Source organism: Streptomyces sp. NPDC048606 (assembly GCF_040650855.1).
Taxonomy (GTDB): domain Bacteria; phylum Actinomycetota; class Actinomycetes; order Streptomycetales; family Streptomycetaceae; genus Streptomyces.
The window spans coordinates 14090-38575 of record NZ_JBEZIB010000022.1; the positions used below are offsets into that span (position 1 = coordinate 14090).

At 74.3% G+C, this 24486-nt stretch carries 19 protein-coding genes; 8 read left to right on the forward strand and 11 right to left on the reverse strand.

From position 1 onward, the window contains the following. Window positions 1-24 precede the first annotated feature (24 nt). From AB0D01_RS23280 to AB0D01_RS23315, 8 genes are all read right to left on the reverse strand, one after another. Window positions 25-261 carry a Trm112 family protein gene (locus AB0D01_RS23280; protein ID WP_363058211.1) on the reverse strand — a complete coding sequence of 79 codons (237 nt, stop codon included), beginning with the start codon at window positions 259-261 and terminating at the stop codon, window positions 25-27. Continuing rightward, window positions 258-1172 (reverse strand): DMT family transporter, encoded by a 915-nt coding sequence (locus tag AB0D01_RS23285; RefSeq protein ID WP_363058213.1) that lies wholly within the window; start codon window positions 1170-1172, stop codon window positions 258-260. The genes AB0D01_RS23280 and AB0D01_RS23285 overlap by 4 nt, the downstream gene beginning before the upstream one ends. Before the next feature lie 3 nt (window positions 1173-1175). Next, window positions 1176-1970 (reverse strand): methyltransferase domain-containing protein, encoded by a 795-nt coding sequence (locus AB0D01_RS23290; RefSeq protein ID WP_363058215.1) that lies wholly within the window; start codon window positions 1968-1970, stop codon window positions 1176-1178. Then, on the reverse strand, window positions 1967-3499 hold the full coding sequence (locus AB0D01_RS23295; protein ID WP_363058217.1) for a condensation protein: 1533 nt from the start codon (window positions 3497-3499) through the stop codon (window positions 1967-1969). Before AB0D01_RS23295 ends, AB0D01_RS23290 begins: the two co-directional genes overlap by 4 nt. Beyond that, complete coding sequence (locus AB0D01_RS23300) at window positions 3496-7800, reverse strand: alpha-(1->3)-arabinofuranosyltransferase family protein (protein WP_363058219.1); 4305 nt, start codon at window positions 7798-7800, stop codon at window positions 3496-3498. Before AB0D01_RS23300 ends, AB0D01_RS23295 begins: the two co-directional genes overlap by 4 nt. 23 nt (window positions 7801-7823) lie before the next feature. After that, entirely contained in the window at window positions 7824-8573 is a 750-nt protein-coding gene (locus AB0D01_RS23305) for a class I SAM-dependent methyltransferase (RefSeq protein WP_363058221.1), read from the reverse strand. Then, on the reverse strand, window positions 8566-9807 hold the full coding sequence (locus AB0D01_RS23310) for a glycosyltransferase family 4 protein (protein ID WP_363058223.1): 1242 nt from the start codon (window positions 9805-9807) through the stop codon (window positions 8566-8568). Before AB0D01_RS23310 ends, AB0D01_RS23305 begins: the two co-directional genes overlap by 8 nt. A 466-nt stretch (window positions 9808-10273) precedes the next feature. After that, window positions 10274-11227: a DUF3068 domain-containing protein gene (locus AB0D01_RS23315; RefSeq protein WP_363058225.1), complete on the reverse strand. Its 954-nt coding sequence runs from the start codon at window positions 11225-11227 to the stop codon at window positions 10274-10276. A 238-nt stretch (window positions 11228-11465) separates the two neighbouring features. On the opposite strand from AB0D01_RS23315, the gene AB0D01_RS23320 reads away from it, so the two are divergent. The 3 genes from AB0D01_RS23320 (at window position 11466) to AB0D01_RS23330 (ending at window position 14129) form a co-directional block, all read left to right on the forward strand. After that, the gene (locus tag AB0D01_RS23320) at window positions 11466-11648 is read left to right on the forward strand and encodes a hypothetical protein (protein ID WP_363058227.1); all 183 of its coding nucleotides are present in this window, start codon (window positions 11466-11468) and stop codon (window positions 11646-11648) included. A 79-nt stretch (window positions 11649-11727) separates the two neighbouring features. Then, complete coding sequence (locus tag AB0D01_RS23325) at window positions 11728-12942, forward strand: helix-turn-helix domain-containing protein (protein ID WP_363058229.1); 1215 nt, start codon at window positions 11728-11730, stop codon at window positions 12940-12942. Between the two features lie 140 nt (window positions 12943-13082). Next, window positions 13083-14129 (forward strand): mechanosensitive ion channel domain-containing protein, encoded by a 1047-nt coding sequence (locus tag AB0D01_RS23330; protein ID WP_363058231.1) that lies wholly within the window; start codon window positions 13083-13085, stop codon window positions 14127-14129. Between the two features lie 36 nt (window positions 14130-14165). Here the strand turns inward: AB0D01_RS23330 and AB0D01_RS23335 are convergent, their stop codons facing one another. Together AB0D01_RS23335 and AB0D01_RS23340 are read right to left on the reverse strand one after the other, a co-directional pair. Beyond that, window positions 14166-15740 (reverse strand): alpha/beta fold hydrolase, encoded by a 1575-nt coding sequence (locus AB0D01_RS23335; RefSeq protein ID WP_363058233.1) that lies wholly within the window; start codon window positions 15738-15740, stop codon window positions 14166-14168. A 46-nt stretch (window positions 15741-15786) separates the two neighbouring features. Continuing rightward, entirely contained in the window at window positions 15787-17415 is a 1629-nt protein-coding gene (locus AB0D01_RS23340) for an alpha/beta fold hydrolase (protein ID WP_363058235.1), read from the reverse strand. A 263-nt stretch (window positions 17416-17678) separates the two neighbouring features. Between AB0D01_RS23340 and AB0D01_RS23345 the strand changes: the two genes are divergently transcribed. The 4 genes from AB0D01_RS23345 to AB0D01_RS23360 all read left to right on the forward strand — a co-directional run bounded on the left by AB0D01_RS23345 (window position 17679) and on the right by AB0D01_RS23360 (window position 21132). Further along, the gene (locus AB0D01_RS23345; protein ID WP_363058237.1) at window positions 17679-18971 is read left to right on the forward strand and encodes a sulfite oxidase; all 1293 of its coding nucleotides are present in this window, start codon (window positions 17679-17681) and stop codon (window positions 18969-18971) included. Between the two features lie 173 nt (window positions 18972-19144). Next, window positions 19145-19528: a hypothetical protein gene (locus AB0D01_RS23350; protein ID WP_363058239.1), complete on the forward strand. Its 384-nt coding sequence runs from the start codon at window positions 19145-19147 to the stop codon at window positions 19526-19528. A 267-nt stretch (window positions 19529-19795) separates the two neighbouring features. Beyond that, complete coding sequence (gene sigK / locus AB0D01_RS23355) at window positions 19796-20383, forward strand: ECF RNA polymerase sigma factor SigK (protein ID WP_363058241.1); 588 nt, start codon at window positions 19796-19798, stop codon at window positions 20381-20383. Then, window positions 20380-21132, forward strand: coding sequence for an anti-sigma factor (locus AB0D01_RS23360; protein ID WP_363058243.1), 753 nt, complete (start codon window positions 20380-20382; stop codon window positions 21130-21132). Before sigK ends, AB0D01_RS23360 begins: the two co-directional genes overlap by 4 nt. Window positions 21133-21211: 79 nt before the next feature. Here the strand turns inward: AB0D01_RS23360 and AB0D01_RS23365 are convergent, their stop codons facing one another. Next, entirely contained in the window at window positions 21212-22843 is a 1632-nt protein-coding gene (locus tag AB0D01_RS23365) for an AMP-binding protein (RefSeq protein WP_363058245.1), read from the reverse strand. Between the two features lie 347 nt (window positions 22844-23190). Between AB0D01_RS23365 and AB0D01_RS23370 the strand changes: the two genes are divergently transcribed. After that, the gene (locus AB0D01_RS23370) at window positions 23191-24483 is read left to right on the forward strand and encodes a serine hydrolase domain-containing protein (RefSeq protein WP_363058247.1); all 1293 of its coding nucleotides are present in this window, start codon (window positions 23191-23193) and stop codon (window positions 24481-24483) included. Window positions 24484-24486: the final 3 nt, after the last annotated feature.

Genomic DNA, 24486 nt, shown 5'->3' on the forward strand with positions numbered 1-24486 from the left:
GTCCGCCCGCCCCCGTACGCGGGTTCACCCCGAGTCGGCGGTGCCTCCCTCGGGCGCGGCGCCCCGCTCGGTCGCCGGGGCGTGCGCTTCCGGGGCGGCGGGCACGCCGGAGGAGGGCAGGAGCTGCGGGATGCCGTCGACGATCGGGTAGCTGCGGCGCAGGCGCGGGTTGTAGAGCGCGCTCCCGGCCTCGTCGAGGATCAGCGGCCCCTTGTCGAGGGGGCAGGCGAGGATCTTCAGCAGCGGGCTGTCGGGCTTCATGACCGGGTTCCTTCGGAGGAGGGGTGGGCGGGAGCGTCCGCGTCGTGGCGCGGCAGGGTGAGCAGGACGGTCAGGGCGAGCGCGATGCCGCCCAGCCGCAGCAGCAGCCGCGCCGGGTCGGCGGGCAGCGGTTCGTCGAAGGCGATCGTGCCGCTGACGACGGCGAAGACGCAGGCCACCGTCGAGCACACCGGCACGATGAGGGAGGCCCGGCAGCGTTGGAGGGCGGTCTGCGACAGCACCAGTCCGGTGGCCCCCGTCAGCAGGAGCAGGTACGGGTGGGGGGTGGTGAGCAGCGCGGGGGCGGAGCCCAGGAGGTCGGAGGTGTCCAGGCGGCCCGAGACTCCCTTGATGGCGAGGGAGCTGACCCCGTAGATCAGGCCGACGGCGACCGCGTAGGACACTCCGGTGGTGGGTTGGCGGTGGCGGCGGCGGGCGCGCCGTTCGGCGGCGGCGTAGAGCGCGAGTCCGGCGGCGACGGACGGTACGCACAGGGCCAGCAGAGTGCCCGTGGGCGCGCTGCGGCTGACGTCCTCCCCGGCCCCGTAGAGGGAGGTGACCACCATGGCCAGTGCCACGCCGATGACGGCCAGCGCGCGCCGTTCGCGGCCGGAGGCCCGTTCGCCGAGCACCGCCGACGAGAGGACCAGCAGGAAGACCAGCCCGGACAGGAACAGGCCCTGGGCGGCGACGAGGGGCAGGGTGCGGTAGACGGCCAGTTGGGCGGCGAAGCCCAGGGCCAGCGCGGTGGCGCCGCAGATCCACAGGGGCCGGCCGGCCAGCAGGAGCAGGGCCCGGCCGGGGCGGGCGACGCTCAGCGGCGGCATGCCGGCGAGCGCCCGCTTCTCCAGGACGAAGCCGGTGCTGTACAGGAGGTTCGCCACCAGGGCGGCGACCACGCCCCACACCACGGGCTACGCCCTTCTCGCGTGGAGAAGGAGGATGGAGGAGAGGGAGGGCCGTGCGCAGGCCATCCGGTCCAGCGGGCGGAGCGGGCGCGGGACGCCGTGGAACGGCGCGCCGGCGAGGGCCACCACCTCGAAGCCGGAGGCCGCCACGAACTCGCGCAGGGCGCGGGCCGTGTACAGCCGCAGGTGACCGACGACCTCGGTGCCCGGTCGGCCGTGGATGCGGCGCAGGCTCACCTCGGAGAACACGGGCTGGACTCCGGCGAGGAGCAGGGCGCGGTTGTACCAGGCGGCGAGGTTGGGCGTCGAGAGCATCAGGTGTCCGCCGGGCCGCAGGACCCGGCGCAGTTCGTCGAGGGCGCCGTCGGGGTCGACGAGGTGCTCGACGACCTCGCTGAACAGCACGGCGTCGGCGCTTTCGGCGGCGAACGGCAGCCCGTCGCCGGTGAGTTCGCCGCGGACGACCTGGGTCAGGCGCGGCGCCGCCCGGCGCAGGGCGTCCTGGGACCAGTCGATGCCCACGACGTGGTGTCCGCCGAGCACGCGGGCGGCGACGGCGCCGGCGGAGCCGTCGCCGCAGCCCACGTCGAGCACGGTCGCGGGCGGTCGGTCGGGCCCGACGGGGCCGAGCGCGGCGGCCAGCATCCGGGCCTGGCGCAGGGTGCGGGCGTGCCCCGAGGCGACGGGGACGGCGGGGTTCTCGTAGAAGTCGCGCAGTGCCGGTGGGCGCCGGTCCGGGGAGGTGCCCGGGTCGCGGGGCGAGGTGCCGGCGACCGCGGAGCCGGAGGCCGATGGGGTCATGACGACCTCTCGTGGTGGTCCTGGGCGGAGCGGGCTCCGTCCGTGGTCGGTTCCGGGCGGCGGGCGTCGTGCCGTCGCGGTTCGCCCGGGGTGAGGGAGGCCGCGGCCATCGACTCCTCGAACAGGCGCAGCAGGTCCGCGCCGGAGGCGTCGGCGAGCAGCGCCCGTGACCAGCGCAGCGCGACGTGCAGGCGCCCGCCGGTGGAGGCCGCCGCGACGCTCAGCCCGCGCGGCATGCGCGCGGGCGCGGAGAACCAGACGGCGCTCGCCCTGCCGGCGTCGCCGAAGTCCAGCGCGTACGGCACGCGTCCGACGTTGGTGACCAGCGCCGTCGACGTCCAGGACGCGGCGGCCCGTCGGGCGCCCCGGGTGAGGGCGCCCCGTACGCCGACGGGCAGCAGCGGCGCGGTCAGCAGGTCCGCAGCGGCGCCCATCGGGGAACCGGGGTCGGCCGTCAGGGCGCGGGTGCGGCGGGCGGTGGCGCGCAGCAGCCGCTCCAGGGCCGCCGGGTCCGGTCGCTCGCCGGTGAGCAGCCGGGTGTCGCGGGGGTCCTCGGCGGTCATGGGCACCTCGACGAGCCGGGTTCCGTTGCCCATCGGCATCCCGGTGCCGCGCGGGCGGTCGTCGACGGGCATGGTGAGGCGTACGGGGCCGGCCGGCCGGCCGTGCGCGAGGTTCCAGCGGGCGATCATCAGGGTCACGGCGACCAGCAGCCGGTCGTTGACCGTCCAGGGCGGCAGGGTTCCGGTCGGCGCCGCGCGCGGCGGCACGGGCAGGTCCGCCAGCAGCATGCCGTTGCCCACCGCGCGGGCGCGCGCCGGTGCGGGGCGGGAGTCCGGTGCGAGCCGTACGGGCCGTGTGCGTACGGTCCGGCCCGTTCCCCCGCTCGTGCCGCGCTCCGGCCGTGCGGCGGCCGGTCGCGGCCGTCCGGGGATCCGGACGGCCGCGAGGCCGGCGTACCGTTCGGCGGTCGTGGCGAGGATGCGCAGACCCGACGGCGCGTCGAGTGCGGTGTGGTGCAGGGTCAGCAGCAGTACGGTCCCGGCGGGCGCGAACGGCTCCGCCCGCACCGACCCGTTCCCACCGTTCCCACCGTCCGCACCGGCCCCGCCGTCCGCGTCGGCCGTCTCGACGACGTCCAGGCGGATCGGCGGGGACAGCGCGAGCGACGGGCAGTCCGTCAGGGCGCGGGCCCGGGCGCGGGCCAGGGCCTCGGGGCCGCGCCCGGTGAAGTTCACCGGTTCGCCGTCGGGTTCGCCGGTCTGCTCCCATGCGAGCGTCCGGTGCAGGCTGCGGCCGGGCACCTCCCGCACCAGGGCGCGGGGGTGCGTCAGCAGCGCCTGCCGGAAGGCGGCGCGCAGCCGTGCGGGGTCCACCCGTCCGGGCAGGTGGACCTCGATGTGCACGGTTTCCGGCTCGTCGGCGTCGAGGCAGTGCCGCGACACCTCGTCGACGGTCGGGAAGGGGATCCGGGCCCCGCCGGGAGGGGGCGTCGACCCTCTCCCGGCGGTGGTCCAGGGTCCGATCACGCGGCGCCACCGCCGTCCGGCTTGCGCAGGGAGGTGCGGGGCGCGCCCCCGTCGCCGGCGCCGGCAGGTCCGGCAGGTCCGGCGGGTCCGGCCGTCACCACCGGTCCGGCCTCCGGCGCCCCGGCGGCCTCGTCGTCGCGCGGCCCGGGGGCGTCCTGCGGCGCGGCGTCCTCGGACGTGGACCCGAAGGGGGTGACCAGCGCGGCGGAGAGCGCCACCAGGGCGAGCACCTGGGCGAGGCCGCTGTAGGAGCCCTGCGCGGCGGCGATCGGCTCGCCCGCGCCGACGGCCGCGACCAGGCCGGCTCCGGCCATCGCCACCGCCGCGGTCGGTACGAGCACGGCGGGTCGCAAGCGCGCCGCGACGGCGAGCACGGGCACGACCAGGGCGAGCGGTCCCGCGACCACGGCGACGACCGCGGTCAGGGCCAACGTCCCGAGCAGCAGCCCGGGGGCCGCCGGTTCGGGCAGCCGGTCGTCCGTCCCGTCGTCCTGGCGGCGACGGCCCGCGAAGGCCAGGGCCACCAGGGCGAGGAGGGCGAGCGCACCGACGATCAGCCCGGCCCGGTAGGTGCCGGAGGGTTCGAACTCCATGGTCACCGTGCCGGACTTGCCGGCCGGGATCACCCAGGCCTGCTGCCAGCCGTCCAGGCGGACCGACTCCAGTTCCGCGCCGCCGAGGGTGGCCTTCCAGCCGTCGTTGGCGTTCTCGAAGGTCCGCAGGTACGCGGCCCCGCCGGAGCCCGCCGACACCTTGACGGTCCGCCGGTCGTCGCTCCAGTCGGCGACGGTGGCCTCACGGCCGGCCGCTCCGGCGAGCGGCTGCGCGGTGCCCCGGGTGAGCCTGACGTCGGTGATCGCCAGCGGGCCGGTGTCGGCGGCCTCCAGCTCGATCTCGCCGGCCGGGAGGGCCACGGTGCCGTCGGCCTCGTCGCCCGCGCACAGGGTCACGGTGACGGGGCGCCGGTCGACGAGGTCGGTGACCAGTCCGGAGGCCTTCGTCTTGTACAGGACGCCGCCGAGGGCGAGGTCCGGTCCCTGGCCGCACTCCAGCGAGAAGCGGGCGGAGGGATCCGGGCGGGGCACCCGCAGGTCGGCCAGGGCGGGCACGTGGACCTCGCTCAGCCCGACGGGCAGTTGCAGGCGCGCGTTCGCCACCGGGTTGTGGACGGTGAGCGGTGCGACCCGGCTGATGGTGATGTCGAGCCGGTCCGTCTCGATCTCCGGGAAGCGGACCCGTCCGGTCTCGTCCACGTCGGCCACCGCGGCGCCGTGCGGGGAGGAGATCGTCACCTGTTCGGGCCGGGTGGAGACCCCGCCCGCCGAGACGAGGACGACCTCGTCGATCTTCCTCATCCCGGACCAGGCGAGGTGGACCACCGGGCGGTCGCCCGCGATCCAGGCGGTCGTCAGATCGCCGTCGACCAGGTTGCGGGCGCCGAGCAGGGTGGCGCTGCTGCCGGTGGAGTCCACCGTGGCCCGCAGCCGGTTCTCGGGTCCGGGAGCGGCGCGGTCGAGCAGCTTGTCCAGGGCGTCTCCGGGCAGGGCGACGGCTCCCGCCGACACCGTGTACTCGCCCGCTTCCCCGGTGGTGAGCCTGCGGTGCAGTCCCGCCTCGGTGGAGGCCGGGGACAGGCCGCCCACGTCGAGGCCGCGGTGTACGGAGTACACGCTCGTCGGCGCTTGGGTGCGTTCCGCGTCGGCGGGCAGCGCCAGCAGGCGCGTCACCTGGACGCCCGGGATCGACACCTCGGAGAAGCCGGCCCCGGAGAGGCCCGCACTGGCCTGCTGCGCCGCGAGGATGGTGATCTTCATCCAGGAGGCCTGGCCGGAGGGGGCCTTGACGGTCTGCGGCCGGCCGTTGGTCTGCAGGGGACTGTCGGCCGTCCCGCGGTCGGTCTCGACGCGCACCCGCGTGGGCGCCGCGCGCACGGCCTCGCCCGGCAGGGGCGTCAGTTGGAGGGTGGCGGGGACATCGGTGGGCCGGGCGAACTCGACCTTGAGCCACTGTCCGGCCGGCTCGCCGGCGCTGCCCTCGGCCCAGGCCGTGGCGGGGTTGCCGTCGAAGGCGTTCACCGGGTCGTACTGCGGCAGGTGGAAGAGCCAGTTGCCGCTGGTGGAGGCCGTCACGGCCTTGGCGCCGCGCAGCACGGCGGTCGTCTGGTGGTCGCTTCCCCCGTTGGGCAGGATCTGCTTGGGCTCCTCGCCCGGGTTCTGCAGGCTGCCGGAGTGGTTGCGCTCGTTCGCGGTGTACGTGTACGAGGTGTTGTTGTTGACCAGGCCGAAGCGGGTGTCGGCGCGGCGCAGTCCGTCCGCGACGGCCTTCACCGGTGCGGTGAGGCCCTTGGGGAGCGGGTCCCCGGCCAGTACCGCCGGGCGGTCCGTCATCGAGGGGTCGGCGGACAGCTGGAGCAGCGACTCGGGACCGCCGCTGAGCACGGCCGTGTCGGCCACGGCCGAGACGGCGACCCGGTCGGGCCGCGCGACGCGGTCCTGCGGCCGGTAGATCTCCACGGACTGGAGCCGCGGGTACAGCGCCGTCAGCTGGAGCGGGGTGTCGGGAGCGATGCGTCCACCGGTCACCAGCGGCCCGAACCCGGTGACCTTGCGGTAGCCGGAGGCCTCCAGGGTCCGCTTCACGGTCTGCGGCGGGACCCAGCCGATCTGGTCGGGGTCGAGGTCGTTGCGCACGACCACCTCGTGCATGCCGGCCCGCGCCAGGTACGCCTGGAGGCCGGGGACCTCGGCGCCGGACAGCAGCGCCTGCTCGACGGCGTCCGTCATGCGGCGTGCTCCGGGAGTGCCGAAGGGCACGAAGTCCCGCTGTGCCCAGGGGGTGTCGGCCAGGACGTCGAAGGGCTGGTCGATGGACGAGCCCCAGGTGTAGATGCCGTGCGCCGTCGCGGGGACGACCAGGGCTCGGCTGTGCGGGGCGTTGTCCGCGAGCCAGTCGGCGGCCTTCGCCCAGTGGGAGGGCAGTTTCGTGAAGGCGCCCGGCTGCAGGACGGCGCCGTCGACGTACGGGAGCGCCAGACCGGGCAGCACGACCACCGCGGCGACCGCGGGTACCCAGCGGCGCCCGCGCAGGGCGTGGGAGCCCCTGCTCACGGACAGGACGGCCGTCAGGTGGGCCAGTCCGAGGGCGAGGGCGAGCGCCAGTCCGGGCTGGAACTTGTAGACGTTGCGGAACGGCTTCAACGGCCCGTCCAGCCACTCCTGGACGACCCCGTGGAAGGGGCCGCCGAAGGCACCGCCGTAGCCGGCGAGCGCGATGAGGACGACCGCCAGGACGGTCAGCAGCAGCCAGCGGCGCTCCGGGAGGTCGCGCCGGGCCAGGCCGGCGAGCCCCAGCGCGGCGGCGAACGCCGAGCCCAGGACGGCGACGACGGAGGTGGCGACGGTCCAGCCGGCGGGCAGCCAGGCCTCGCCGAAGTTCAGGTACGCCACCCAGTTGCCGGCGCCGCGCAGCAGCTCGGTCGCGGACATGGTGGCGGTGGTGGTGTCGGCCTGCTCGACGTACGGCATGAAGTCCTCGCCGTACACGCCGAGCAGCAGCAGCGGAACCACCCACCAGACGGTGGCCAGCACGACGCCGGGTATCCACCAGCCCAGCAGGGCGCGGCGGCGCGGGCCGGCGGGGCGGCTGATCAGGTACAGGCCGACGGGCAGCAGCGCGGCCAGGGTGGAAGCGGCGTTCACCCCTCCCATGAAGGGGATCAGCAGTGCCGAACGCGCGGCGGCCTTGCGGGGGCTGTGGGTCGCGGACATCAGGGGCAGCAGCACCCAGGGCAGCAGGGCGCCGGGCAGCGCGGCGGCGGAAGTCGATCCGACGACGATCGTGAAGGTGGGCCACAGGGCGTAGACCACCGCCGCGAGGACGCGGGAGGCGGGCGTGCCCACGCGCAGCCGCTCGGCGAGCCGGAGCGCTCCCCAGAAGGCGGCGGTCACGATCAGGGACAGCCAGAGCCGCTCGGCGAGCCAGATCGGCACGTGGAGCAGGTCCATGAGCGCGTAGTAGGGAAGGGCCGGGAAGGCGTAGCCGACGTACTGGTTGGCTATGCCTCCGAGACCCACGTTGCCGTTCCACAGCGAACCGAGGTCGCCGATGAAGCGCCAGGGGTCGAGGGCGACGCCGAGTTTCGTCTCGAACGTCATCTTCCCCGGTGACACGGCGAGGAACGCCGCCAGCACGACGGCCCAGAAGCCGAACAGCAGGCGTCGTCCGCGCGGCTCGCCGGACGCCTCCGACGGCGTCGGGCCGGGCTGCGGCGCCCGGGTGGGCGCCTGGACCGCAGTGGTCATTTACCGTTCCTCGCTTCGCATGCTCATGGGCTTCGCCTGAGAATCAGCAGCAGATTCCAGGTGGCGATCTCGCGGAGTCCGGGCACCCGGGTGATCGTGCTCGCGAAGAACGGCCAGTAACGCGATCGGGCCGTGACGACCTGGACGTCGTCGCGGCCGCGGACGTGCCGCAGGGTGGGACCGATGTGGACGGCGAAGAGGTTCTCGCCGAGGGTGTGCTTGGCCTCGTGCCCGGTGCGCCGCTTGTAGCGCGCGCGGGCCCGGTCGGCGCCGAGGTAGTGCCACGGGGCGGTCTCGTGACCGCCCCAGGGGGAGAGCCAGTTGGTGAAGGACAGGTAGATCAGTCCGCCGGGGCGGGTGACCCGGGCCATCTCGCTGATGAACGTCTGCGGGTCCGCGACGTGCTCCAGCACGTTGGACGAGAAGCACACGTCCGCCGCGCCGTCGGCGAGCGGCAGCAGGTAGCCGTCCGCGAGCACCGCGTCCTCGGGGGGACGGCCGCGGGAGCCCAGCTCCCTCGGGTCGGGCTCGAAGAGGTAGCTGTGCGCGCCGCGCCGGCGGAACTCCTCGGTGAAGTGGCCGCTGCCTCCGCCGATGTCGACGACGATCTTGCCGGGCAGGTCGACGTGGCGTGCCACCTGCGCGACGGAGTCGCGGGCCAGCATCGTGTAGCAGCGCTCGGGGTCGGTGGGCTCGCGCATGAACGCCCGGAAGAGGGCGGCCGAGCGCCTCAGCGACGGATCCTTGAACCCGCGTTCGGTGACCTCAGCCATGACCGCCCTTGCCTGGTCCCCGGCCCTGCGTGGCGGCGCGGGCCGCGGCCTCGGCGGCGACCGCCTGGAACTGACGGACCGTCGCGCTCCAGCGGAAGTTCGCGGCCCGTCGGGCGGCGGCCCGCCCCATGGCCGCGCGCCGCTCGCCGCTCAGGGCCAGGGCGCACCAGGCGGCGGCGAAGGAGCTCTCGCCCTTGGCGAGCACCCCGGTCTCCCCGTCCACGACGGAGTCGCACAGGCCGGGGATGTCGAAGCCGATCGCGGGGGTGGCGCGGGCGGCCACCTCGGTGACGACGAGCCCCCAGCCCTCGACGAGCGAGGGGTGCAGCAGGAGCCACGCCTCGCACATCAGCCGGTGCTTCTCGGCGTCCGAGACCCGGCCGGCGAAGGTCACGCCGGGTCCGGCCATGGCCTCCAGCCGGCCCCGCTCGGGGCCGTCGCCCACGATGACGAGGCGTCCGCCGGTGACGGGGCGCACCCGTTCCCACAGTCTGAGGAGCAGGTCGATGCGCTTGTACTCGACGAGTCGGCCGACGGCCAGGAACAGCGGTTCCTTCGCCTCGGGCAGCAGGGGGCCGGGTTCCTCGACGCCGTTGTTGACGATCCTGATGCGGTCCGCGGCCACGCCGATGCCGCGCAGCTCGGCGGCGGTCGACTCGGAGACGGCCACCATGAGGTTGTCCCGGTGGGTGCCCGACAGCGCCCAGTGCTCCAGCCTGCGCCCGAGGCGGGCCGCCGGGCCCGGGTACCGCATCTGCCACAGGTCGGTGTGCACGTGGTTGACCAGGCACAACGTCGGTCCGCGGTGCCACAGCGGCGCCAGGTACGGCATGCCGTTGCACACCTCCACCAGCAGGTCGCAGTCGCCGACCTCGCGGGCGAAGGTCGCCTTGGCCCGCAGGAAGTGACCCGCGTCGCCTCCTGCGGAGACCACCCGGTAGTCGCGTGCGGCGGCCGGACCGCCGCACACCAGGGTGACCTCGTGGCCGCCGGCGGTGAGGCCGTCGGCGATGCGGTCGATGAGCAGTTCCGAACCGCCGGCGGCCGGGTTGGCCAGGTCACGACGGGCCAGGAAGGTGATCTTGTGCGGCAGGGGCGCCGCGGGCGGTACGGGTGGTGCGACGTGCGGGTCCGCGGTGAGGGGTACGGCGCCGTGGGCGCCGGTGCGGGTGCGAGCGGGGACGGGACAGGAGTCCGTCTGGCCGGGGGCCAGGGCGGACGCGCGCTGGGGCATAGAGGTGCTCCAACTCGGCGGCTGCGGGAGGCAGGCGGGTGAGGGATGGCCGGGCTTCCGGGGATGAAGCGCTGGGCTGGCTCGGTGTGCGGTCACTGCGGTGATGCGGGGTACTGGGGGTACTGGGGGTACTGCGAGATGGTGCGGGTGCTGCGGGGTACCGGGGGTGCTGCGGATCGTGCGCGTGGTGCGGGTGACGGGGACGGTGCGGACGCGAATGGTGCGCGTGCGGGTGCTGCGGGTGGTGTCGTACTGCCGGTCCGCGGTGCGTGCGCACCGCGGGTGGTTCCGTACTGCGCGCTACGTGCTGCGTACCGCGGGTGCCGGGGTGCCGCGGCGCCGCCGGTCGGGCGGCTCCGCCGGTAACACGGGGCTTACCGCGGGGTAACCTCAGTGTTCGTATCGCGATTGGTTCCGGCTACTCACCGGGGTGACAACTTCGACTCCTCGGGGAGCCCGGTTTTTGTCATCCGGCTGAGTGTCCGGGCCGACGGCCCCGAACCAGCAGGACGACGCCGGCGACGATCAGCACTCCGCCCGCGATCCCGCCCGCGAGCGGCACGGTCTCGCCGAGCAGCTCCAGCTGGCCGCTGCCCTCGCCGGCCAGCTTGACCTGCTCGCGCCGGGTCTCCTCGCTGAACTCCAACCGCTCGCTGGAGAGCAGCGTGACCGCGTCGGTCTGCGAGCCGGGGGCCCGCAGCGTCTTCGTCGGCGCGAGGGCCGCGTTGATGATCCGGCCGGTGCGCGGGTCCGCGGTCAGCTCGATCCGAGTGTTCGAATACCACTCCTCGGCCGCCACCTGACCCGGGTTCGAGCTGCCCACCAGGACGCCCGGCACCAGACGGGTGCCCGTCGCGGTGGCCTTCACGGAGCCGACGAAGCGGTAGCCCTCGTGCCCGTCCACCTTGACCACCCGGTCGAACTCCAGCGGCACCGTGGCGCCCAGGCTGCTGTCCCACCAGGTGTAGCCGCGCTTCTCCACGTCGAACGGGAACTTCAGGTACGCCTCGCCCTCGAACCGGGGCTTCTCCTCGCAGCAGTGCACCGGAAGGTTCGTCCTGCGGTCGGTCACCCAGCGCTCGGTGGTCCACTGGAGGGATTTGCGCGGGTCGGCCAGGGGGAGCGAGGTCGGCGTGTCGATCTGGGTGGAAACGTCCCAGACCGCGTTTCCGCTGCGCTCGCTGCCGGCGACGTCTCCCACCACCCGACGGGTGATCGTGAGCTGCTGGTCCTGGAGCGTGGCCACGGAGCCGGTGTCGAAATAGCTGCCCTTGCCCTCGAAGACCGTCGTGGAGACGGTGTCCGTCGGGGTGCGCTTGGCGCGCGGCTCCACGTACCAGGCGAAGAGTTGGCCGAGGACCAGCAGAAAGACACCGGCACCCAGCAGGATCAGGGACAGGGGTGATGCGGAACGACGCATGCGGGTACTCCGATACGGACGCGAGGTGCGGGAGTTCGGGGCGGTGCGGGAAACGGCCGCGCGTACGGATCACAACCCGTCCGGGGCGATAAGCGACTTACCCGGTGGTAACACTGCCGTGAACGGCGAAGCTAGGTGGAGCTTGACCACCTGTCAATGCGCCTCGCATACTGACCGCGCCGGACCGGGCCGGCGCGCTGGGTGACAGACCTCATCGACTGAGAGGCCGATCATCCTCATGTCCAGACTGCTCGCCGCCCTCCTGACCTGCGTCATCGCCACCGCTCTGGCGACGGGCGCCGCGTTCGCCGTCGTCGCCGCCCTCGACGCCACGCCCCCGCAGCAGAACGTGCCGCTCGTCACATTCCCCGACCCGCCCGTGCCCGGGCCCTCGGGATCCAAGGGGCCGGGCGAGGGCTAGACCACGCCCTCGGAACCGGCCGGCCCGCGTGCGGGCGGGCCGACGCACTCTTTTCGACCGGAAGTCCAGGAGCGGTGGTTTGGAAGCCTCGTCAGCATGGCGCGACGTACCTCGGCAACGGATCCAGCGGTTCGCCGGCCGCGCTCTGGAGGAGGTCCCCAGGCTGGCGCAGGACATCCTCGCCGCGATCCGGCGGGAGTACCCGAGCCTGGTGTTCATCGACGACGACTCCGGGGAGCCGAAGGCCCTGGTGGCGATCCGGCACGCGCTGGAGCAGTTCGTCCAGCAGATGACCCGGGGCTCGGACCGCCCGAGCGCCCTTCCGGAGATGTTCCGGGACTTCGGGCGCGGCGAGGTCGCACACGGACGCAGCCTCGACTCCCTCCAGGGGATCTACCGGTTGGGCGTGCGCCTGTCCTGGCGGCGGATGGCGGAGATCGGCCGGGAGGCCGAGATCCCCTCCCTGGCCATGTACGAGCTCGCCGAGTACGCCTTCGAGTACCTCGACGTGATGGTGGCCCAGTCGGTGCGCGGCTACGCCGAGGCCATCGCCCGCCAGGCCGGGGAGCGGCTGCGCCTGCAGCGTCTGCTCATCGACCTGCTGCTCTCCGAGCACCGCTCGGACCGGTCGGCCTTCCTCGCCGACCGGGCGGCCGACGTGGGCTGGCAGCTGCCCGAGCGGGTGGCCGTGGCCGTGCTGCTGCGCCCGACCGTGGAGGCGGTCGCCCCCGCCGTGGGCGACGAGGTGCTGCTCGACATGGAGGGCGAGCGACCGCGCCTGGTCGTGCCGGAGCCGGACGCTCCGGGGCGTGCGGAGCTGCTGCACCGGGCCGTCACCGGCTGGTCCGGTGCGATCGGCCCCTCGGTTCCCGTCGCGGAGGCCGCCGCCTCGCTGCGGTGGGCGGAGACCGCCGTACGCATGATCGAGCAGGGCGTCCTGCCGCGCGGGCGGCTCCTGCACAGCGCCGAACACGTCGAGGCGCTGGTCCTGCTGCCGGCGGGCGAGCTGGTGGACGACCTGGCCCGGCGGCGGCTGGCCAGGCTGGACGAGTCCGGCGGACCCGCGCACGCGCAGCGGCTCGCCGAGACGCTGCTGGCCTGGTTGGAGACGCGCGGGGGCGCACCGGAGGTGGCCGAGCGGCTCGGCGTCCACCCGCAGACCGTGCGCTACCGGCTGCGGCAGCTCCGTGAGCTGTGGGGCGACGACCTGGACGACCCGGACCGCCGCTTCGAGCTGGAACTGGTGCTCCGGCTCCGGCGGCTGCGCGGGGACATCGCCCCCGCCCCGGGCTGAGCCCGCGCGCCGGGCCGGCCGTCGCCGCCGGTCGGCAGGGCGGCGTCCGGTCAGCAGGTCGGCGGGGCGGCCCTTGTGTCACCTCGGCCCCCCGGGGCATAGGCGGGAACATCCATGCCGCCGACCACCACCGAGGGGATATGAACAGCGCACTTCTCCTGCCCACCGTCCTCGCGGGCTCGATCCTGCTCACCGTCCTGGCCGGGTGGGTCGCCGACCGGCTGTTGCGCCGGGCCGCCGCACGACACCCCGAGACACCGCTCTGGGACCTGCTGCGCCCCTGCCGTCGAGCCCTGCAGATCGTCCTGTTCGCCGCGCTCCTGCGGGGCGCCCACCGCTACGCCACGGCGCCGTTGCTCCAGGACGACGCGGCCGCCGTGGGCCACGTCCTGTCGCTGGTCCTGATCGGGGTGGGCGCCTGGTTGACCGTGGGGGTGGCCTCGGCCGTGGTCGAGGCCGGGTACGCCCGGTACGCCACCGGCACCCGCGACCCCGCCCGGGTGCGCCGGGTCCGTACCCAGGTCACGCTGATCATGCGGGTCGTCACGGTCCTCGTGGGCCTGGTCGCGGCCGCGGCCATGCTCCTGACCTTCCCGAGCTTCCGCGCGCTCGGCACCTCCGTGCTCGCGTCGGCGGGGATCCTCGGCATCGTGGCCGGCGTGGCGGCCCAGTCCACCCTCGGCAACCTCTTCGCCGGCTTCCAGATCGCCTTCGGCGACCTGGTGCGCATCGGGGACACGGTCGTCGTCGCGGGCGAATGGGGCGTGGTCGAGGAGATCACCCTCACCTACCTCGCCGTGCGCACCTGGGACGAACGCCGGATCACCATGCCCGTCTCGTACTTCACCACGCGCCCCTTCGAGAACTGGTCGCGCGGTGGCGTCCAGATGACCGGCACCGTCTTCCTCCACTGCGACCACAGCACGCCCGTCGACCTCGTGCGCGACAAGGTGTTCGAGGTCCTGCACGACTGCCCGGCCTGGGACGGACGCGGGTGGGACGTCGCCGTCACGGACACCACCACCTCGACCCTCGTGGTGCGCGTCATCGTCACGGCCAAGGACGCGGACGACCTGTGGACGGTGCGCTGCACGGTACGGGAGCGCCTGGTGACCTGGCTGGCGGAGAAGCACCCGGACGCCCTGCCCCGCGTCATCGTCGATCCCGCGCCGGCGGTCCGCCGTTGAGCCGGACGCGCGTCGCGCGCGTCCTTCCTGCGGCCGTCAGGGGCCGATCTCGAACTTCGGCGCCTTGAGGTCCTTCAGGCAGGCGGTGTCCGGGGCCTCGGGGTCGTTGAAGAAGGAACGGGTGATGGACTGGGCGCACCGGGAGGTCGCGAAGACGACGTGGGGTTCGTAGGGGATCGTCACGACGGTGGCCCGGGGCAGGGTCTCGGCCACGTACGCGCCGTTGGCCGCCGCCGTCTGGGCGTCGAAGGCGCCCGACAGGGCGAGGGTGGGGATGTCGCTGCGCGTCACGTCGCGGATGGAGCGGGGCGCGGCGGGAACGTCCCAGACCTCGCAGTCCGGGCGCAGGGAGGTCAGCAGGGGGGCCTGGGCCTGGACCGACGGGGGGAACTCGGGGAAGGCGTCCCGGCCGCCGCGCAGTGCTTCGGCCTCGGTCTCGTACGGGGTCCACTCGCTGCAGAAGACGCCGTAGACCAGTCCGTGCGACAGCCGGCCGATGGCCTGGGGGCTGTACTTGCCGGACGCCCACTGCTCGGCGATCCGTTGGGGTTTGCCGTGGGCCAGTTCGTCGAGGGCGCGGGGCACCTGGGGGGCCACGTGCGTGGCGGCGGTCATCCAGTTGACCAGGGCGCCGCCGTCGAGGACGACCTTCACGCGCTTCCCGCTGTCGGGGAGGGTGACGGTGGTGGTGACCGGCTTGGCCTCCAGGTCTCGGACGAGCCGTGTGAAGGTGGCCGGCAGGTTCGGGTAGCGGCGGTCGCACTCGGGCTGCCGGGCGCAGGCCTTGAACAGGCCGTCGAAGCCCTGTTTGGCGGCCTTCCAGGTGATGGCGGAACCACCGGTGGACGGCGGCAGGACGCCGTCGATGCCCACGGCGCGGATGCCCTCGGGGTGCAGGCGCATGTAGACGAGCGCCAGTTGCGTGCCGTAGGAGATGCCGAAGACGTTCCATTCCTTCAGGCCCAGCGTCCTGCGCAGGTCCGCGAGGTCGGCGGCGCTCTCGATGTCGTTGTAGGCGCTGAGGTCGGCGCCGCTCGCGGCCAGTTTGTCGCGGCAGGCCTTGGTGGCCTCGACGTGCAGGCGTTCGGTGGACGGCGCGCCGTAGACGAGGCCGGTCGCGCGCGCGTTGAACTCGTCGATCCCGGGGCAGGTGAGCGCCGGGTCTGCGGAGTAGGTGCCGCGCTGCGACATGAGGATCAGGTCGCGGTCGCGGTTCAGGCCGCCGTCGACGGCCATCTTGGCCTCCCCCACGGCGTCGTCGCCGGGTCCGCCGGCGAGCCACACGACGGGGTCGGGTTCCGGCTCGTCCGCCACCGCCGGGATGATCGCGACGGCGAGGGTGATGTCCCGCCCGCCCGGGGCGGTGCGGTTCTCGGGCACGGTGAGGGTGCCGCAGCGGGCCCCTTCGAGTTCGGGGACCGGGTCCGCGGTCCTCGGGCAGGGGCCGGGTCGGAAGCGGGCGTCGCCCACGGTGCGGGCGACGGTCCCGGTCTCCCCCGCCGGTGTCTCCTCCCGTGCGCTCGCGGAGGTCGCGAGCAGCCCGGTGAGGAGGATCCCGGTCGTCGCCGCGGCCGATCCGGTGCGCAGGCGTCGTACGTGCGACCGTGCCATCTGTCCTCCCGGTCGATTCCGAACTCGATTCGGGGTCACTTCGGGGTCACTTCGGGGTGATCGTGAACGGCTCCCACTTCAGGTCGGCGACGCAGCCGGTGTCCGGCGCGCTCGGACGGGCGAGGAAGGAGGCCAGCACCTTCTGGGCGCAGGGCGACTGCGGGACCGTCCAGTGCCCGATGCCGGGGAACCGTACGGTGGTCGCGTGGGGCAGCATGCGGGCGGTCTTCTGGGCCCAGCTCGCTCCGGTCTTCATGTCGAACGTCCCGTTGAGGAAGAGGACGGGCACCGAGCCGGCGGGGGCGACCCGCTGCTCCGCGGTGCGGTCGGGGACGTTCCAGATCCGGCACACCTGTTCCTGGAAGGCCAGTTGGGGTGCCTGGGCCTGGACCTGTCGCGGCCAGTCGGGGAAGGCGCGGCGGCCCGCGTCCAGGACGTCGGACGCGGAGTGGCCCGGTACCCACTCCGCGCACACCACCGAATTCGTCAGCCCGTGGGCGCTCTCGCCGACGGCCTGCCGCGCGCCGGCGGCGCGGGCCCGGGCGAAGCGCTCCGGGCGTCCGCGGGCGAGTTCGTCGATCGCGGCGGGCACCTCGGCGAAGGGGACCGCCTTGGCGACGAGCAGGTTGACCAGGGCGCCTCCGTCGAGGACGACCTTCACCGGCGCCTTGCCCCCGGGCGGCGTGACGTCCAGGGTGAGCGGCCGCTCCTCCAGCTTGCGGACCTGCTCGTTCAGGGTGCGTTCGAGGTTCGGGTAGCGCTCGTGGCAGGTCGGCTCGGCGGCGCACGCCCGGTAGAGGTTGTCGAGGCCCTCGCGGGCTCCGGCCCAGGCGAAGGGCAGGGAGACGGACTGCGCGGGGGCGATCGAGTCGACCGCCACCGCGCGGATCCCCCGGGGGTGCAGGCGCAGGTAGGTGAGGGCCAGGTTGCTGCCGTACGAGTGGCCGTAGACGTTCCACTGCCCGAGGCCCAGTGCGGTGCGCAGGTCGGCGAAGTCGGCCGCGTTCTCGGTGCTGTTGTAGGCGGCGAGGTCGATGCCGGCGGCCGTCAGCCGGTCGTGGCACCGCTTCGCGGCGGCGAGCATGAGCCGCTCCGTCCCGGGTGCGTAGGACGGGAGCCCCACGGACTCGGCGTAGAACCGGTCGAGTTCGGGGCAGGCGAGGCCGGGTTGGTCGTAGCGGTTGCCGCGCTGGGCCATGACGATCAGGTCGCGGTCGCGGTTCAGCCCGGAGGAGACCAGGTACGGGATGTCGTCGAAGGTCTCTCCGCCGGGTCCGCCGGCCATGAACACCACCGGGTCCGGGGCGGGTTCGGCCGCTTTCGCCGGGATGACCGCGACGGCCAGTCGGATCGTCCGCCCGTCGGGGCGGGCTCTGTTCTCCGGGACCTCCAGGTATCCGCACCGGGCGGTGGCGAGCGCCTCGATCGGCGCGGGCGTCTTCGGGCAGGGACCGGGGACGAAGCGTGAGCTCGGCAGGCCCGTGGTCGAGAGGGCCGAGGCGGCGGAGCCCGAGGTGGCGGGCGCGGCGGTCCCGGCCGCTGTGGCGCCGGCGCCGCCCGCGCCGGCGTCGGCGTCCTGCGGCGCGGCTTGCGCCTGCGCGGGGCCCAAGGCCGCCACGAGGGCCAGTACGGCCCCGGCGGCGGGCGCCCCGAGGGGGAAGCGGTGCTCTGCCATGTGATCCCGATCCTCTGTCGGCAGCCACGGCCGTACCGCCGGGCGATGCCGCCACGGTGGTGTCGGCGCGACGCACACCATCGACGTTACGCGCCGTCCCGAGGAGGTGCACGCGGCGGCCCGGGGCGGCGGTCCCGGGGCCGGCGGAGGGCGGCGCGTTGCGCCCGTGTTGCAGGTTCGTGGCCATCGCGTCCCCGAGGTTCCCGCAGGTGGCGGGGTGGTCCTACGGTCCGTCGGGAATCGCGACCAAGGAGTGTCCCGCCATGCCCGTCGACCTGTCGGACGAGAGCCAGTACGACCGTGCGCGCCTGCGCCAGTGGGCGCGCGGCCGCGCCCGCTCCGCCGGAGTGGACCGCCGTGATCTTCTGCGGTTGTTCGCGGCGGGGGCGGCGGCCGGCCCGCTGGGGCTCGCCGCCGCCGGATCCGCCGGGGCGACGGCGCACCCGGGCGCGGCCGCCGTCCCCGCCGCGCCGGCGGCGCCCGGGATCGTGAAACCGCTGCCGCCCGAGCTGTTCACCTTGCGCGGCACCAACGCCGAGACCAACTTCGCCGCGTTGCGCGGGACCGGACACCTCACTCCGGTGGACCGGTTCTTCGTGCGCAACCACACCGTCACCCCCCGCCTGACCGCCGCGGATTGGCGGCTGAACGTGTGGGGCGACGCCCTGGCGGGCGGCCCGGTCGATTTCTCGTACGACCGGCTGCGCTCCCTGCCGGCCGTCGAACGCACCCTGTTCATCGAGTGCGCGGGAAACGGCCGGAGCTTCTACACCACCCAGCAGGGCCAGACGGTCACCGGTACGGCCTGGACGCTCGGCGCGATCGGCGTGGCCCGCTGGCGCGGCGCGCGCCTGTCGGACGTGCTGCGGCGGGCCGGGGTGACCCGCCGCGCGGTGGACGTGCTGCCCCGGGGCCTGGACGACGAGGTGGTCACCAACGGGGTGAACCTCGGGCGGGTCCGCCGTCCGCTGCCCGTCTCGAAGGCCCTGGACGACGTGATCCTCGCGTACGAGATGAACGGCGAGCCGCTGCCGGCCGACCACGGCGGCCCGGTCCGGATCGTGGTCCCCGACTGGATCGGCATCTCGTCCGTCAAGTGGGTCGGCGACATCGAGGTCAGCGCGCAGGCGCTCTACACCCCGTGGAACACCGACCTCTACCGGCTGTTCGGCCCCGATCAGCCGCCCCAGGGCAGTGCCCCGCTGACGCGGCAGACCCTCAAGAGCGCCTTCGAGCTCCCGTCGGGCGCGACCCTGCCGGTCCACCGCACCCGGCTGCTGACCGGCCGTTCCTGGTCGGGCGCGGCCCCCGTGCACCGGGTGGAGGTGAGCACCGACGGCGGGGCGCGCTGGCAGCGGGCCCGCCTGCACGACGCGCCGCGCCGGGGTTCCTGGGTGCGCTGGTCGCTGCCGTGGACCCCGCGGGCCACGGGCCCGACCGCGCTGCTGGCCCGGGCGACGGACGCCACGGGCCGTACGCAGCCGGCCACGGCCGCGCACAACACCCAGGGCTACCTGTTCGACGCGGTGGTCCGTCATCCGGTCACGGTGGTGTGAGCGGGGCGGGCCGGGGTTCCGGATGGCCGTACCGGCCGGGCCGCGCGGGTGACTTTCGGCCCCGGTTGGCCCAGGCCGGTCCGGCGTGGCGGCGGCACGGTGTGCCGTGCCGGTCGAGGGTGGACGGATCGTCCGCAACTCGCTGTGGGACGCCATCGCCGGGAGTGTGAGTCATGTTCCGTTTCCTGCCCGTCCTGCCCGCCGCGCTCGCCCTGACCGGGGCGCTCGCCGCTCCCGCCGCCGCCGCCCCGGCCGACCCGAGGCCGATCACCTCGCCCTACGTCCAGGCCGCGGCGGACGTCACCGCCTCCGGCGCGCTGAGGCGGGCCAAGAACATCGACTGGGTGCGTCACGTCAACACCGGCCGGTACTGCGTGAACGTCAGTGAGGAGGTCAACCTGGCGTTCAGCGTGGTCCACGTCGAACTGCCCAATTCCAACCGCCGCAGCTTCAGCACGGACCCCAACTCCGTCTGCGGCCCCGACTCGGTCACCGTCTTCACGTACGACCTGAACGGCAACTACGTGGACAACCCCTTCACGGTCACCGTGTTCTGACCCCGTGCCACCGGGCCGCGCGGCCCGGGACCTCCCGTGGCCCGGCGCTCCCCCGCACAGGGGGGCGCCGGGCCACGGGCGCGCGGCGGGGCGGTCCGCGAAACGACCTCCCATCCGCCCGCACGTCGGCTACGAAGAAGTCCTCGGACCCACCCCGTGGTTCGGGCCGTACCGCCGACGAAGGACTCACATGCGATGGACATCCCGCCCCCGACAGGCCGTCCCGGAACGGCGCTCCGGCTGGTCGCAGCAGGCGGTGCCGGCCCGGTGAACCGACCCCTTCCCCTCGGCTCCCCCGGCCCGGCCGGCCGGCCCGATCTCGCCGAGGCCATGCACCGGGTCGCCCAGGGCGACAAGGAGGCCTTCTCCCGGCTGTACGACGCCCTCGCTCCCCTGGTGTTCGGCATCGTGGTGAAGGTCGTGCGCGATCGTGCGCAGTCCGAGGAGGTCGCCCAGGAGGTGATGATCGACCTGTGGCGGCGGGCCGCCCGCTACCGGCCCGAGGCCGGCAGCGTCACGACGTGGGCGGCGACGATCGCCCACCGGCGGGCGGTGGACCGGGTCCGCTCGGCGCAGGCCGCCACGGACCGCGAACACGCCTCGGCCGCCCGCGAGCACACCACCGGATTCGACGAGGTCGCCGAGCAGGTGGAGACGCGTCTGGAGGGCGAGCAGGTACGCCGCTGCCTGCGCGGCCTGACCGAACTCCAGCGACAGGCCGTGACGCTGGCCTACTACCGGGGACTCACCTACCGTGAGGTCTCCGAGTCCCTGCGCATCCCGCTTCCGACCGTCAAGACGCGCATGCGCGACGGACTCATCCGGCTCCGCGACTGCATGGGGGTGACCGCATGAACCCGCACGACACCGACCCGCACACCCTCACGGCCGCGTACGCGCTGGACGCGCTCGAAGGCGCCGACCGCGAGGCCTTCGACGGCCACCTGCGCGACTGCGCCGACTGCCGCCTGGACGTCGAGGAGTTCCGGGCCACCGCCGCGCGGCTCGCCACGGCGACGGCCAGGACACCACCGGCCGCCATGAGACGGCGGACCCTGTCCGCGATCGACGGCGTACGTCAACTCCCCCCGCGGGTGGCGGTCCCCGCCGCCGACGAGCGCCTCGGCGTCCTGCGCCGGCGCGGTGCGGGCCCGCTCCTGCTGGCCGCCGCCGTGGCCGCCGCGGCCTGCTTCGCGGGCCTGGCGGCCTGGCAGCACCAGCAGGGCGAGCGGTCGGCCGAGCGGGCGGGCCGGGCCGAGCGGCGGCTCGACGCGGTGACCGCCGTCCTCGCCGCCCCGGACGCCCGCACCACCCACGGCAGGGCCACCAACGGGGCGCTGACGACCGTCGTCACCTCGGAACTCGGCGGCGGGGCCGTCTTCGCCGCCACCGGCCTGCCCGCCCCCGCGCCGGGGAAGACCTACCAGCTGTGGCTGGGCGACGCGGGCGGGATGCGGCCGGCGGGATTCGTCCACCGGGACGGCACCGTCCTGCTCGACGGCGACCTCGGCGGCGCCACCGCGGTCGGTCTCACCCTCGAACCCACCGGAGGCTCTCCGCGGCCCACGACCACTCCGCTGCTGCTCATGACCCTGCCCGCCTGAGCCGGAGCGCCTGCCGGAAGGTCTCCGGGTCCTCCTCGTCGACGTGGATGGCGCCGCGGCCGTCACGGCGCCGGATGGGTCACCGCGACGCGGGGACGGCCGTCCCCGGAATTGCCGATTCCGAAACGTCGGCGGCGGAGGCGCGCGCCCGGGCCAGCAGGAGCCTCTTGTCCGGCTTGCCGGCGTCCGTCAGCGGCAGGGCGTCGACGAATTCGACGGTCGCGGGCTCGTACATGGTCCCCTTCCGTTCCCGTACGAGGGCGCGCAGTTCCTCCTCCCCCACCCGGCCGCCCGGGGTACGGACCACGACCGCGTGGACGCGTTCCACGCGGTGGGCGTCCGGGACCCCGAGCACCGCGCTCTGCCGGACCCCCGGGTGGGAGTTGAGCACGTCTTCGAGTTCGACCGTGTACACGTGACCGCCGACCACCACGATCATGTCCTTCAGCCGGTCCACGATGGTGAGGTAGCCGTCCGCGTCGACGAAGCCGATGTCGCCGGTGTGCAGCCATCCGTCGCGCAGTACCTCGGCGGTCAGCTCGGGCTGCTTCCAGTACCCCTCCATCACGTGGGGGGAGCGTACGCAGATCTCCCCGTGACCGCCGGTGGGCAGGCTGCGGCCGGCGGCGTCCCGGATGGATATCTCCACGCCGTCCAGGGCCCTTCCGGCGGTGCGCAGCAGCTCGGGGCGGCGCGGGTCGTGGTCCTCGGGGGTGAGCATGCTGATGCCGCCGGCTTCGTTCTGGCCGTAGAACTGGTTCAGCACCGGCCCGAAGCGCCGCACGGCCGCCGCGAGGCGGGACGGGGAGGATGCGCAGCCGCCGTAGGTGAGCATGCGCAGGCTGGAGGTGTCGGTGCGGTCGACGTCGGGGTGGTCCATCAGCCGGTAGAGGAGGGGCGGCAGGAGGAACATGTGGGTGACGCGTTCGCGCTCGACGGCGTCGAGGACCGGGCCCGCCTCGAACCCGTCCAGCAGGACGACGGTGCCACCGCGCCCCAGGGTGGTGTCCGCCACGATTCCGGCCGCGTGCGCGAGGGTGGTGCACACCAGGGCCCGGACGTCCTCCTCCTCGGACCAGTCGGGTCCGATCGACGTCCACTGCGCGAAGGTCGTGCAGATGGCCTTGGGGTGGCCGGTGGTGCCGCCGGTGTGCCGGATGGTGCAGACGTCACCCGGTCGCGCCGCGCCCGGCAGTACGTCGGCGGACTGTTCGGCGGCGAGCCGTACCAGGTCCGACGCGGCGTCAGGAGCCGTCCCGCGGCCCGGGTCGGTGTCCGCTCCGGTGTCCGGCCCGAGGTCGGCTCCGAGGAGAAGCACGTGGTCGAGGGGGACCCGGCGGGCCAGTTCCTCGGCGCGTTCGCGGTGGGCCGGGTCGACGATCAGGGCCCGGGTCTCGACGTCCCGGAGGATGTCGGCGTGCACATCGGCCGCAAGGCCGGCGTAGAGGTGGTTCACGGCGCAGCCGAGCAGGCCGGCGGCGTAGCGCGCCGCGATGGTCTCGGGGAGGTTCCCGGCGAGGAGGGTCACCGTGTGGCCGCGCTCGATCCCCCGGGCGCGCAGGGCGCGGGCCATGGCGTGGACGAGGCCGCGTAAGGCGCCCGCGCTCACGCGCCGGTCGCGGTACACCAGGGCCTCGCGGTCCGGGTCCTTCGCCAGGGCGTCGAGGATCTCCTCGACGTGGCTGCGGAAGTGTGCGGTGGTGGCGTCCATACCGACCCCTATTGGTTGACTTGGGCAACGACTGGGGAGGTTAGCCGCGATGATCCACACGCCCAAATCGGGCGCCGTCATCCGGCCAACGCCCGCACCGACCGCCCGCGCCCCCGACCGGGCCCCCGCCCCGGGCCGCTCCGGGGTTCCCCCGACTGGCCCCGTGCGCGGGGCCGGCGTTCCATCGAAGGACGGGGCCGGTGCGCGTGACCGGAACCTGACGCGGCTCGTGCGGTCACGTCCGTTCGCTCTCCACGGCAGGAGGCCGCCATGCTCCTCGCGACCCGAGCGACCCGAGCGCGAAGGCCGGCGGGCCCGGCGGGCCCGACCGCCGGCCCGGACCCGACATGACCGCGCACCCGGGACCCTCCCGGTCCCGTTCCCGCGCCCGTTCCCGCACGGTGGGCCTGTGCACCGCCGCGCTCGTCGCCACGGCCCTGCCGGCCGGCGGCGCGACGGGCGACGCGTGGGCGGCGGCCCCCGGCGCCGGCGCCCGGGCCGCGTCCGCGACGTGCGCCGCCTCCCCCACGCCCACGGGCGGCGAGGCGAAGCGGATCCTGGACATCGCCGAGGACACCCGGAAGGAACTGGACCTGAAGGCCGTCGTCCTCCGGGTCACCCGCGACGGGAAGGAAGTCCTCACGGCGGCGCTCGGCGAGTCGATGTCGGGGGTCCCGACCACCGCGGACATGCACTTCCGGGCCGGTTCGGTGGCCATCGTCTACATGGGCATCGCGGCGCTGCGCCTCGTCGAGCAGGGCAAGGCCTCCCTCGACGAGCCGATCTCGCGCTGGCTGCCCGACGCCCCGCACGCCGACCGGATCACCCTGCGGATGCTCGGCGGCAGCACCTCCGGGCTGCGCGACTACGTACCGGACCCGAAGTTCCTCGCGGCCCTGTACGCCGACCCGTTCCGCCCGTGGACACCCGACGAGCTGGTGGCGATCTCGGCCTCCCACCCCCTGCTCTACCCGCCGGGGACGAGCTGGAGCTACTCCCACGCGAACTTCGTCCTGCTCGGGCAGGCCTTGGAGAAGATCTCCGGGATGCCGCTGGCCGAGCTGCTGCGACAGCAGGTCATGGGGCCCGCGGGGCTGGGCGACACCCGCAACGGCACCACCCCCGAGATCGAGGAACCCGTCCTGCACTCCTACGACACCGAGCGCGGCCCGTACGAGGAGTCCACGTACTGGAACCCCTCCTGGACCACCGCCCCCGGCGCCGTGCTCACCACCCACGTCTGCGACCTCGCCCGCTCCGCGGAGGCCGTCGGCACGGGCGAGCTGCTCTCCGCGGCGGCCTTCCGGACCCAGCTGGACCCCGGCACCGTCGGTCTCGGCGGCGACACCCCCGGCTGCTCGCCCCGGGACTGCTTCAAGCAGCTCCCCGCGCGGCACTTCGGGTACGGGGTGATCGTCCAGAACGGGTGGATCCAGTCGAACCCGTCCTTCGCGGGCTACGCCGCGATCCAGGCCTACCTGCCGTCCGAGCGGCTTGCCCTCGCCGTCTCCACGACGACGGGGCCGAAGGCGCCCGCGTACAACACGGCGCAGACCATCGCGGGCCGCATCGCCGAGGCCCTCGCCCCCGGCCACGACCTGAGCGGAGCGGGGCCGGCCGAGCCCGAACGGAAGTCCTGACGC